The organism is Nocardia vaccinii NBRC 15922 (assembly GCF_001613305.1).
Classification (GTDB): domain Bacteria; phylum Actinomycetota; class Actinomycetes; order Mycobacteriales; family Mycobacteriaceae; genus Nocardia; species Nocardia vaccinii.
This window is the reverse complement of sequence record NZ_BDCC01000042.1, coordinates 1-12,015: the sequence shown is the minus strand read 5'-3', so window position 1 is coordinate 12,015 and position 12,015 is coordinate 1. Positions and strand designations below refer to the sequence as shown.

Annotated in this window: 9 protein-coding genes; all 9 read right to left on the bottom strand. The window is 65.4% G+C overall.

The window, feature by feature from the left end:
* A partial coding sequence (gene rpoB / locus NV1_RS26080; RefSeq protein ID WP_157117368.1) for a DNA-directed RNA polymerase subunit beta occupies positions 1-2,366 on the bottom strand: 2,366 nt, incomplete at its 3' end.
* Between the two features lie 392 nt (positions 2,367-2,758).
* Positions 2,759-3,499 carry a hypothetical protein gene (locus NV1_RS26075; RefSeq protein WP_067896678.1) on the bottom strand — a complete coding sequence of 247 codons (741 nt, stop codon included), beginning with the start codon at positions 3,497-3,499 and terminating at the stop codon, positions 2,759-2,761.
* Positions 3,500-3,512: 13 nt separating this feature from the next.
* Positions 3,513-4,268: a hypothetical protein gene (locus tag NV1_RS26070; protein WP_067896675.1), complete on the bottom strand. Its 756-nt coding sequence runs from the start codon at positions 4,266-4,268 to the stop codon at positions 3,513-3,515.
* A gap of 51 nt (positions 4,269-4,319) precedes the next feature.
* A complete protein-coding gene (locus tag NV1_RS26065; RefSeq protein WP_067896671.1) occupies positions 4,320-5,561 on the bottom strand; it encodes an MCE family protein in 1,242 nt (413 codons plus the stop codon).
* The gene (locus NV1_RS26060; protein ID WP_067896668.1) at positions 5,558-6,778 is read right to left on the bottom strand and encodes an MCE family protein; all 1,221 of its coding nucleotides are present in this window, start codon (positions 6,776-6,778) and stop codon (positions 5,558-5,560) included. Before NV1_RS26060 ends, NV1_RS26065 begins: the two co-directional genes overlap by 4 nt.
* Positions 6,775-8,013, bottom strand: coding sequence for an MCE family protein (locus NV1_RS26055; protein WP_373864655.1), 1,239 nt, complete (start codon positions 8,011-8,013; stop codon positions 6,775-6,777). The genes NV1_RS26060 and NV1_RS26055 overlap by 4 nt, the downstream gene beginning before the upstream one ends.
* 335 nt (positions 8,014-8,348) lie before the next feature.
* Positions 8,349-9,359 carry an MCE family protein gene (locus NV1_RS26050; protein ID WP_067896666.1) on the bottom strand — a complete coding sequence of 337 codons (1,011 nt, stop codon included), beginning with the start codon at positions 9,357-9,359 and terminating at the stop codon, positions 8,349-8,351.
* Complete coding sequence (locus NV1_RS26045; RefSeq protein WP_067896681.1) at positions 9,359-10,426, bottom strand: MCE family protein; 1,068 nt, start codon at positions 10,424-10,426, stop codon at positions 9,359-9,361. The genes NV1_RS26050 and NV1_RS26045 overlap by 1 nt, the downstream gene beginning before the upstream one ends.
* Before the next feature lie 162 nt (positions 10,427-10,588).
* Complete coding sequence (locus NV1_RS26040; RefSeq protein WP_067896663.1) at positions 10,589-11,938, bottom strand: MCE family protein; 1,350 nt, start codon at positions 11,936-11,938, stop codon at positions 10,589-10,591.
* Between the last annotated feature and the right edge of the window lie 77 nt (positions 11,939-12,015).

Below are 12,015 nucleotides of genomic sequence, written 5' to 3'. Positions count from 1 at the left end.
GGGATATCCCGGGTGATCTCCTCGGCGCCGAGCTTGGTGTCGCGGGCATCGATCTCGTGCTCCTCGATGTGGATCGAGGTGAGCACGTCCTCCTCCACGAGGCGCTGCGACAGGATGATCGCGTCCTCGTAGTTGTGGCCTTCCCACGGCATGATCGCGACGAGCAGGTTCTTGCCCAGCGCCATCTCACCGTTCTCGGTGCAGGGGCCGTCGGCCAGGACCTGACCGCGCTCCACCCGCTGGCCCTCGTCCACGATCGGACGCTGGTTGGAGCAGGTGCCCTGGTTGGACCGGTTGAACTTGCGCATCCGGTAGCTGCGGCGCGTGCCGTCATCGTGCATCACGGTGACGTAGTCGGCCGAAACCTCTTCCACCACACCGGGTTTGTCGTTCACCACGACATCGCCGGCGTCCACCGCGGCGCGCAGTTCCATACCGGTGCCGACCAGCGGCGACTCGGAACGGATCAGCGGCACGGCCTGACGCTGCATGTTCGCGCCCATCAGCGCGCGGTTCGCGTCGTCGTGCTCGAGGAACGGGATCATCGCCGTCGCGACCGACACCATCTGGCGCGGCGAGACGTCCATGTAGGTGACCTCGTTGGGCGAGACGAACTCCATCTCCTCGTTGCCGCGGCGCGCGAGCACCCGGTCCTCGAGGAAGGTGCCGTCGGCGGCGACGGGCGAGTTGGCCTGAGCGCGGACCTCGCGGTCCTCCTCGTCGGCGGTGAGGTACTTGACCTCGTCCGTGACCCGACCCTGCTCGACGCGGCGATATGGCGTCTCGATGAAACCGAACGGGTTGACCCGCGCGTACACCGACAGCGAACCGATCAGGCCGATGTTCGGGCCTTCCGGGGTCTCGATCGGGCACATGCGGCCGTAGTGCGAGGGGTGCACGTCGCGCACTTCCAGGCCGGCGCGCTCACGGGACAGACCACCCGGGCCCAGCGCCGAGAGGCGACGCTTGTGGGTCAGACCCGAGAGCGGGTTGTTCTGGTCCATGAACTGCGACAGCTGCGAGGTGCCGAAGAACTCCTTGATCGCCGCCACGACCGGGCGGATGTTGATCAGGGTCTGCGGGGTGATCGCCTCGACGTCCTGAGTGGTCATGCGCTCGCGCACGACACGCTCCATACGCGAGAGGCCGACGCGGATCTGGTTCTGGATCAGCTCGCCGACGGTGCGCAGACGACGGTTGCCGAAGTGATCGATATCGTCCACCTCGACGACGACCTCGGTGCCGCCGGGAGCGGTCATCAGCTTGTCGCCCTGGTGCAGCCGGACCAGGTACTCGATCGTGGCGACGATGTCCTCACGAGCGAGCGTCGAGCCGATGACCGGCTCGCCCAGGTTCAGGCCGAGCTTCTTGTTGACCTTGTAGCGGCCGACGCGGGCCAGATCGTAGCGCTTGTCCTTGAAGAACAGGTTCTCCAGCAGGGTCTGCGCGGACTCCTTGGTCGGCGGCTCGCCCGGACGCAGCTTGCGGTAGATGTCCAGCAGCGCCTCGTCCTGACCGGCGGTGTTGTCCTTCTCCAGGGTGGACATCATGATCTCGGAGAAACCGAAGCGCTCGGTGATCTCCTCGGCGGTCAGCCCCAACGCCTTGAGCAGCACCGTGACCGGCTGACGACGCTTGCGATCGATGCGGACGCCGACCGTGTCGCGCTTGTCGACGTCGAACTCCAGCCACGCGCCACGGCTCGGGATGACGCGCACGCTGTGCAGCGTCTTCTCGGTGGTCTTGTCGATGGACTCGTCGAAGTACACGCCGGGCGAGCGCACCAGCTGGGAGACGACCACACGCTCGGTGCCGTTGATGATGAACGTGCCCTTGTCGGTCATCATCGGGAAGTCACCCATGAAGACCGTCTGGGACTTGATCTCACCGGTGTTGTTGTTGATGAACTCCGCGGTGACGAACAGCGGCGCCGCGTAGGTCATGTCCTTGTCCTTGCACTCCTCGATGGAGGCCTTGACCTCTTCGAAGCGCGGATCGGAGAAGGACAGTGACATGGACCCGGAGAAGTCCTCGATCGGCGAGAGCTCCTCGAGCACCTCCTCGAGCCCGCCGTATGGGGTGACCTCACCACGGGCGATCGCCTTCTCCCGCCACTGCGGGGAGCCGACCAACCAGGCGAACGAATCGGTTTGTAGATCGAGAAGCCCCGGAACCTCGAGAGGCTCGCGGATCTTCGCGAAAGACACCCGCTTAGGGGCTCCGGGGATACCGGCCTTGGTCTGGGTGGAGACTGCCAAGATGCGTCCTTCCAGCACCTCACGCGAGTCGCACGGTGGGCCTGCGACCGTCGCTTGTCTGCTTCGTTGTGTGAGATTCCCGCTGGTCGCAACCCGAACGAGCCCCATACAGCAGACAACGGAAGTAACACCTGACGGTGGAACTTTCGTAGTGTGCGATCAAAGGTGTGGACAGGAGGCAGCCAGCGCAAAGTCCAAACGTACACCCCCGAAGCAGGGGTGTCAAAGTACCACCAAGGCCCAGCTTCGGGGCATCGGCGCGCCGGACCCGTGTTCGCTGGCTGCGTCAGGGTCGGCGGCTGCCTGCACACTCCGAGTCCTGGACCCTGTGACAGCTGCCGCTGTTGTGAATAGCGTGACGGTTCGGACGGAACTCGTCAAGTGGCGGGGCCGCCCCGGTACCCGCGAGATCGCCTGGGGCGCTGGGCGTTCACGTGATACCGACACCGTTCGAAACCGATAATCATGCCCTGAACAGCGGCTCCGCCAGCCGGAACGGCTCAGCGGTCGGCGATTTCGCTGGCCAGCCAGTGTCCGTTGATCTTCTGCATGCGCAGCACGATCGGACCCGAGGCGCTCTCCTGAGGCACGCCGTTCTTGGTCGCGGCCACTGTGAGATCCACCAAAAGCTCGGCGCGATCGTCGGTGAGCAAAGTCACACCGATCGGGTCCGGCGTGGCCGTGGCGGTCGATTGCGCCTGTTTCACCGCCGAAACGGTGGTGTCGGCGAATTTGTCGAAATCGCCCAGCATCTTGCCGGTGACCACCTTGTGGACGGTGTCCTTGTAGCCGTCGATGTTCTTGACGTCGTACGAGTAGATCGTCTTCAGCGCGTTATCGGCGGCGGCGGTGACCTGCTGGGTGGCCGCGGTATCCACGAATGCCGCGTTTCCGTCGCCCACTCCCGGCCGCAGGAAGGCGACCACCGCGAACACCGTCAGCACGATCGCGGCGACCAGCATGCCGGCGCCCACACCCCAGCCCGACGCGCGAAACCGCGGCAGTGTGGGCATTCGCACACTCGGCAGACGCAGCGACCGGCCCGCCCTGCCGGCGGATTCGGCGGACTCACCGGCCCCGGCGGCCGGCGCCTTACCCGGGGAGACCTCGCCCGAGGACGCGTCCGAACGCGGCGAACGAGCGGTAACGCGGGAGGTCCGCTTACGACCGGGGGTTTCCGCGGCTCGTTGCGCGGGCCGCATCCGCGAGGAGATCTTGTTGACGGGACGACGTGAAGTCATTGACGGGTACCTCCTACGAACCCGGTTGGCTCTGCGGCGCGGGCGCGGGAGTACCGCTCGGTGCGGGCGCCGGCGTGGACGGCCCGGACTGTGCCGAGGGGTTGGCCTGCGGGGCGGGGTTGGCCTGCGGCGAGGGGTTGGCCTGCGGCGACGCGGCCGAACCCGCGTTGTCCAACGGAACCAGCTGTCCCAGCGAATTGGCCTGATCGGTCTTCCACAGGCCCCCGACCTTCGCCAGGTCCAGGGTCCAGGTGGCCCGGAACGACTGCACCGGCACATTCGGCGCGGTCTGCGTCTGCTGTACGACGACGATCGCCGCGGCCTTGTCCCGCTCACTGTCCAGCGAGGTCAGCGAGGCGCCGAGGATCTTGGCGTCCAGCCGCGTCTTGGACTGCTGCGCGGTCTGCTTGATGCGGTCGTGGTTCTGGTTGAACTCGTCCAGCATCTGCCCGGTCATCGAGGACTGCATCAGCTTGATCGAGCCGTCCACGTCGTCGGGATTCATCGAGCTCAGGTTGAGCGCCGCCTGCCGCGCGGCGTCCAACGCGCTGTCGCGGGCCTCGGTCCGGGGCCCGTCGGTGAAGAATCCGGCGCGCACCCACCCGACGCCGAACCAGGCGGCCGCGACCACCGCCGCCACCAGCCAGACGGCGGCCACGCAGGTGAGCACCGTTCGCAGCGTCAGCGAGGTGCCGGCAACCTTCGAGCCGTCCTCTTCAGGCGGTATCTGCGCAGCTTCCGGCGCGACATTGGACAGGTCAGTACTCACAGCGACACCCTAGCGTCGTTATTTCCCGGACTTGCCACCCCTGTCCGGCCGTCACCGCTTCGGCGTCACTCCGATGAGAGTGGCCAGCTGGGTGGCGACCGGGTTCAGGTTCAGCTTGTCCGGATCGGTCTTGGGCTTGTTGTCCCACGGCTGTGGAACGCTCGGATCGGCCAGTTCGGCCCGGGCTCCGCCCCGCACGTCCGTCGGATTACCTTGCGGCACAGTGCATTTCGCGTCCTTGTTGAACGGGAAATCGTCACGGGTGTCATCGAAGTTCGGATTCTTCGCCTTCATCTGCGCGAGAATCCTCTGCGTGCCCTCGTACCCGAGGGTACAGGCCGGCGGATTGTTGGTTTCCAGCACCAGCCCGAAGTGGGTGGTCCCGTCGCCGGGCGCGGTGGCCGAACCGCCGATCGACAGCAGCGGCAACATCTGCAGCAGCGGTTTGAGCGCGAAATACTTCGGCGAGACCGCCAGCAGCAACGTCCGCAGATTCGCCAGGTCCTTGGTCAGCGGAGCACCGCTCTCCTGCAGCAGTTGGCCGACCGAATTACCGGCATCGGTGCCGGTGCCGATCAGGCGGCGGATATCGGGGTCGTTGGCGCGCAGCTGCGCGGCCACCTTGTCCAGGCCGTCGCTGAACTGCCGGATATCACTGCCCTGATCAACCTGCGTCTGCAGGACCGTCTGCGCGTCCTTGATCAGCTCCACCGTCTGCGGCAGCGCGTCCACCCCGCTCACGGAGAACTTGTTCAGCGAATCGATCAGGACGCGCAAATTGTCGCCCTGGCCGTCGAACGCCTTACCGAGTTCGGTGACCGTCGTGCTCAGCGCCTTCAGATCGGTGGTGCTGGCGAGGGTGTTCACGCTCGCCAGCAGGTCCTGCACCGGAAGCGGCGTCTCACCGCCGACGATGATCGAACCGTCTCGCAGATACGGGCCGCCGGCGCTGGAGGGCACCAGATCCACGTACTGCTCACCGATCGCCGACCGGTTGGCCACGACCGCCTTCGCGTTCGCGGGCACCTTCGGCTTACCCGAATCCATCTGCAGGTAGACGACCACACCGTCCGGGGTGATGTCCTGCGCGCCGACCGTGCCGACCGGAACACCGCGGTAGGTGACCTCCGAGCCTTTGGAAATGTCACCGGTGGTCGCCATCTTCAACCGCACCTGGTATTGGCCGATGCCCAGCATATGGTCCAGGTGCACGTATTTCGCGCCAACGAACACCACGCCGAGCACGGCGATCACGCCGAACGCGATCAGCTGATAGCGGACGAGTTTGCTCATCTCGGCTTCACTCCCAACTGATTCAGAATCGAACCGATCGGATCACCCGGCTTGGCGTTGGCGGGCGCCACGACGGTCGGCGGCAGCGGGAGCAGCGAGACCGTGGGCCAGCCCGGCCGCGGGCCGTTGCCGTTGTAATAGGGGTTGGTCGGATCGACCGGTACCGGACGACCCCACTTCGGCGGAATGTAGACCGGATTGGGTTCACCCACGCCGAGCCCCTTCAACATGGTGCCGATCTGCAGATCCACCGACAGCCAGGTGTTCACCGAGCCGCCGAATTCGGATTTGATCGCCTCGTCGGGGAACGGATAGGTCGGGATCAGCGGGAACGCCGTCACCAGATCCGGCGCGGAGCGGCCCAGTTCCTGCAGGGTCGGGCGCAGCGCGGTCAGATCGTTGATCAGGTTGTCCTTGGATTTGTCGAGCACCGAGATCCCGGCCGTCCCGACCCGATTCAGCTGCTGCAACAGCCCGATCAGTTCGGGACGCTGCTGGTCCAGGATGTGAATGCCCGCGGGCAGCTCGTCCAGGATCTTGGCGATCTGCTCGTTCTGCTGACCGACCCGCTCGGACAGCGTGCCGAGACCGTCCAGCGCGTGCTGGATATCGCCGACCTGATCGTTCAGGCCCTTGATCAGCGTGTCGGCCTGGTTCAGCAGGGAGCGGACCTTGTCCTCACGACCACCGAGGGTCTTGTTCAGCTCGGTGACGATCGGCTGCAGCTGCGCGATACCACCGCCGTTGAGCAGCAACGACAATGCGCCCAGGACCTGCTCCACCTCGGTGGCGTGCCGGGTGTTCTGCACCGGGATCACCTCGCCGTCGTGCAACGGCTTCTCGGAGGCGCCGGAGGGGGGCCGGGTCAGTTCGATGAACTTCTCGCCGAGCAGATTCGTCTGCTTCACCTCGGCGTGCGCGTTCGAGGGAAGTTTCACCGAATCGTTCACTACGACACGCACACTCGCGGTCCAGCCGTCCGGTGCGACCTGGATCTTGTCCACGCGGCCCACGGCGATGCCGTCCACCTTCACCGCGGATTGCGGCACCAGATCCAGGACGTCGTCGAAGCGGATGTCCAGATGCAGCGGATGATCGCCGATGCTCGCACCACCGGGCAGCGGAACGCTGTAGATCCCCGCCGAACCACAGGAACTCACCAGCACTGTCGTAAGGCCCAGAACCGTTGCAGCACAGGCTATCTTGAGTGACTTCACCTCTGGCCTCCCGGCTTCTGCGAGGGCGGCTGCTGATTCGACGGAGTCCCGGGCACGGTCCCCGGTACCGGCGCGCGCTGCTGATTCTCACCGCTCAGGATGCCGAACGGCAGGTTCAGCGTCGGCGTCACCACACCCGCCTTGATCTGGTCGGTGATCGCCTTGCACCGGTCCAGAATCGGCCGCATCTGACGGCTGATCGCGTCGAACTTCGGGTCACCCGGACGCAACTGCCCCAGATCGAGCAACTTGCAGATCGTGCCGAACGGATTCTGCAGATCGGTGAAGTTGGCCCGCATGTCCAGGGTGCCGGTCTCACCGTTGTGCACGTTGATCAAGTTGCTCAACGCCAGCGGCAGCACCGGCAGCAGGTTGGCGACGTCGTTGCGCTGATCGGCCAGGGTCTGGGTCAGCTTGGTCAGCGACGCGGCATTGCTCGCGACCAACTCGCGGTTGTCGTCGATGAACCGGGCCACATCCCCGAGCGCCACCGACAGCAGATTCAGCGCCTGTCCCAGGTCGTGCCGCTCCCCCGAGAGGAATCCGGCCAGATCCGCGAGTTGTGCGTTGAACTGTCGCACCTGCGCGTCGTTCACCGCGAGGGTGTGCACGAAGATCTGCAGATTCTTGATCGTGCCGAAGATGTCACCGCGCGCATCGGACAGATAGCTGGCCGCGTGCGAGAGCTGGGTGAGGCTGTTGGCCAGCGCGTCACCGTTACCGGCCAGATTCTTCGCACCCGTCTCGACCAGCTGGTTGACCGCGCCGTTCTTGTTGGCGCCGTTGGGGCCCAGTTCGTCGGACAGCTGCGCGATGGATTTGTAGAGCCGGTCCACCTCGACCGGCGTCGCGGTGCGCTCCTTCGGGATGGTCGCCTCGCGGGCCATCTTCGGCCCGCCCCGGTAGACCGGGCTGAGCTGGATGTAGCGGTCCGAGACCACCGAGGGGGTGATCTGCGCGGCCGAGGCGTCGGCCGGGATGTCGTACTTCCGGTCGACCGACATGACGACCTTCACCCGATCACCCATCGGCGTGATCGAATCCACCTTGCCCACCGGCACACCCAGGATGCGCACATCCGAGCCCTGGTAGATGCCGATCGATTTGTCGAAGTACGCGGTGATGCGAGTGGTGTCGAAACTGTCGAACAGCCACCACACCACTCCAGCCGCCACGACCGCCACGACGGTTACCAGCGAGATCAGAATCTTCGTGGGACCGCTGAATCCACGCAGTGCGCTCAGCGGATCGCGATGACGGCTGCCGCCGCCCGACGCCGCGGCGGCCCCGGCCGATCCGCCCGACGCCGCGGCCCCCGATGACCCGGCCGCGGCCTCGGACGACTCGCGCCCGCTCGCAGCGCCTTCGGACGACGATCCGCTCGCCGACCGAACCGGAATCTGCTCGGTCGGCGAATCACCGCCGACCGCACCGCCTTCCGCCTCGGCCTTCTGCACGGGCAACTGCTCTGTCGGCGAATCACCGCCTCCCGCAACCTCTTCCCTCTTCGGCGTAGCTTTCTGCACCGGGAACTTCTCGGTCGGGGAATCTTTCCCGAACTCGGGTTCCATCAGCGGCCTCCCAGGGTCCGGATTGGCGGACGGTTGCCCGGGACGTCCGGCAGAGCCGGTGGAATCAGGTTGACGATGACCGCGTCGAACCAGCGGCCGTTACCCAGCACGTTGGCGTAGAGCCCGTAGAACGGCGCGGCCAGCGTCAGCGTCTTGGAGATGTTCTGCTGGTTGTCGTTGAGCATGTCGATGGACTTCTGCAGGTTGGTCAACGCCGGGCCGATCTGCTTCTCGTTGTCGTGCACCAGCGTGGTCAGTTCCGTCGCAATGGTTTTCGCACCGGTCAGCAGCTGCGCGATCGCCTGCTGGCGAACGTTCAGCTCGGCGAGCAACTGGCCGCCGTTGGCGAGCAGCCGCTCGAATTGGACATTGCGATCGGCGAGCACCTTGGTGGTCTTGTTGGTCGCCGCGAACAGTTGCTTGAGCTGCTCGTCACGTTTGGCCAGCGTCTCCGACAGCCGCGCGACACCGTCGATCGAGCTGCGGATCTCCGGCGGGGTCTCGGAGAACGCGTCCGAGAGCACCTGCATGCTCTTGGCCAGCTGCGCGGTGTCGGTCTGCTCGAGATCCTTGGCGGCGTCCTGGAACGCCTCCGTCACGTCATAGGGAGAAACGGTGCGCGACAACGGAATCCGCGTGGACGGATTCGCCGGACGGGTGCCCTTGGGATCCACTGCCAGATATTTCTGCCCGAGCACCGTCTTGATCTGGATCGAGGCGGTGGTGTCGTTCCCGACCCAGGCGTCCTTGGTGCGGAACGAGACCAGCACCCGATCGCCGTCGAGCCCGACATCGGTCACATCACCGACCTTGACGCCGGCGATGCGCACCTCGTTCCCCTTCTTCAGCCCAGCGGCCTCGGAGAATTCGGCGGTGTACTTGGTGCCCGCGCCGATGATCGGCAACCGGTCCAGGTAGAACGTCGACACCGCGATCAACAGCACCAGGAACATGCCGAGCGCACCCATGAACGCGGGGCTGCGCCGGCCCAGGAGCTTGCGCTCATCCATCAGCGACCACCCTTCCCATGGCACCGCGGCGCGGGATTGGTGTAGACCGGCTGATTCACCGTCGGCATATTCGCCGGGAGGTTCAGATTCCGGCCGTCCTTCATCCCCGGTCCCGCGACGATGTCGATACCGCACAGATAGAACTGGAACCAGGAGCCGTAACTGGCGGCGCGGCCCAGCTTCTCCATCTTGATCGGCAGATTCGCCAGCGCCTCGTTCACCTCGGGCGACCGGTCGTTCAACGTGCCGGTGAGCTGGTTCAATCCCGCGATCGAACCCTGCAGCGTCGGCACCGTCGGCACCAGCAGATCGGCCGTGGCCGAGGCGAGATTACCCAGTGAGCTGACCGCCGAGCCGATCGTGCCGCGTTCGGCGTTCAGTCCGCTCACCAGCGCCTCGGTGTTGACGATCAGATCGTTGAGCGCGCCGTTCTTCTTGTTCACCGAATCCAGGATCGCGTTGAGGTTCTTCACGATCTGACCGATCACCGCATCCTTGTCGGCGATCTTGTTCGTCAGGCTGGCGGTATTGCTCACCAGATCGCTGATGGTGCCCTTCTCACCCTGGAACACCTGGATGATCTCGTAGGACAATTTGTTCACATCGTCCGCGGTCAACGTCTGGAACAGCGGGCGGAACCCGTTGAACAGCGTCGTCAGATTCAGCGCCGGACGGGTGTGGTCCAGGCCGATCGTGCCGCCCGCGTCGAGCTTTCGGCCCTGTTGGCCCGTGCCCTGCTCGAGCGAGATGTATCGCTGGCCGACCAGGTTCCGGTAGCGGATGGTCGCGGTCACCGAGGCGGGCAGCCAATCGCGGTCGGTCAGCTGGAAATCCACCATCGCCTGGTCGTGATCCACGACCGACACCTTCGTGACCTTGCCCACGCGCACACCCGCGATGCGCACCTCATCGCCCGGATTGAGCGAGGTGACATCGCTGAAGCGTGCCTTGAACCCGGTGCCGCCGCCGGAGTAGTTGGCGATCGTCAATCCGAGCAGAACCGTCGCCAGAACGGTGACCAGGACGAAGATGAGCAGTTTGGTCAGCGGCCCACCCAGTCCACGCAGTGTCGCGCTCACGACTCCACCTCGCTGACGCTCGGCTCCGTCGTGCGCGCGGCGCGCTGTGCACATGGTTCACTCGCAAGCTCGCTCACGACTCCACCTCGCTGACGCTCGGCTCCGTCGTGCGCGCGGCGCGCTGTGCACATGGTTCACTCGCAAGCTCGCTCACTTCACACTCACCTCACTTCCACGCAGCGCGGGCGCACCGATCCGGCTGACCCAGCTGGGCACCTTGTCCGGCGAAACCCCGTTCGCCGCGGCGTAGATCGCGCCCAGTGCATGCTCCTCGGACGGCGAACCGGCCAGCGAGGCCGGCTGCGCGCCGAAGACCGAGAACTGCGCCGGCGGCAGTTTGCCGATGTTCTGATCGCCCGGATTACGGGTCGGCGGCTGGTAGGAGCCGTCATTGGCCGAACCGGTCGGATACTGGCCGGCGTCGATGCCCAGCGGTGGCTCCGGGAAACACACCGGCGGGCGGGTGTCGAACCAGCGGGGCTCGTCCTGATTCGGCAGGTACCGGCCACGCGGATTGATCAGTTTGATCGACACCCGCGAGCCGGGCAGATCGGTTCCCTTACCGAAGATCTGGTCGATCCGCGGCTTCTGCTGCGCGAAATTCCGCATGGTGCAGGCATATTCGGGGGAATAGGTGGCCAGCAGCTGCAACGCCGGCCTGGAATCGGCGGCGACGTCGATGATGTTGTCGTGGTTGGCCGTCAGGAAATCGGCCAGCCGCGAGGAGGTCGGGGTCAGCGTCGAGTACAGCGTGTCGATCTGCGAACGCTTCTGCACGATCGTGGCGTTGAGCGTGCGCAGATCGTTGAACGTGTCGACCAACTGCGGCAGCGCGTCGGAGTAGGTGTCCGCGACGGTGGCGAAATTGTGGATGTCGTCCTGCAGGATCGGCATGACGCCGTTGAGCCCGCGGAAGATCGTGTCCAGCCGGTCCACCGTGTGACCGAGCTCGGCGCCCTGTCCGCCCAGGGCCTGCGACAGCGCGCCCAGCGTGGAGGCCAGATACTGCGGCGGAATCGCCTGCAGCAGCGGCATCACACTGTCCAGCAGCTGACTGACCTCGATGGCGTTACCGCTGGCGTCCTGGTACAGGGTCTGTCCCGCGGTCAGGTGCCCGCTGGGATCCTGCGGCCAGACCAGATCGACGTACCGCTCGCCGAACAACGTCTTGGGCAGCAGCCGCGCGGTGACGTTGGACGGGATCTTCTTCGCCTTGCCCGGATCCAACGCCAGATGCAGTGTGACCTTCCTGCCCTGTGGCTGACTCGACCTGACCTCGCCCACGGTGATGCCGCGAACCTTCACATCGGCGTTGCGCGTCAACGCGTTTCCGACCGTGTCGGTGATCAGATCGACCTTCACCACCGGGGTGAACGCCTTGTTGTACATGGCGACCGTCGTTCCCAGGAACAGGGCCATCACCACGAAGAACAGCACACCGAGCGTGCGTGTACGCAATTTCTCCGTCGACCGCCAGAACTGAATTCCGGCCGCGCTCATACTGTTTCCATTCCGGATGCTCGGGAGGCCTCCGTGGTTACGCAAACTGGCTCCTCCGGCCCTGACCCGCTCATGCT

Bases quoted from the DNA above. Each gene is read 5' to 3' on its own strand.
- NV1_RS26075 (WP_067896678.1), bottom strand. From the start codon at position 3,499: ATGACTTCACGTCGTCCCGTCAACAAGATCTCCTCGCGGATGCGGCCC.
- NV1_RS26065 (WP_067896671.1), bottom strand. From the start codon at position 5,561: ATGAGCAAACTCGTCCGCTATCAGCTGATCGCGTTCGGCGTGATCGCC.
- NV1_RS26050 (WP_067896666.1), bottom strand. From the start codon at position 9,359: ATGGATGAGCGCAAGCTCCTGGGCCGGCGCAGCCCCGCGTTCATGGGT.
- NV1_RS26040 (WP_067896663.1), bottom strand. From the start codon at position 11,938: ATGAGCGCGGCCGGAATTCAGTTCTGGCGGTCGACGGAGAAATTGCGT.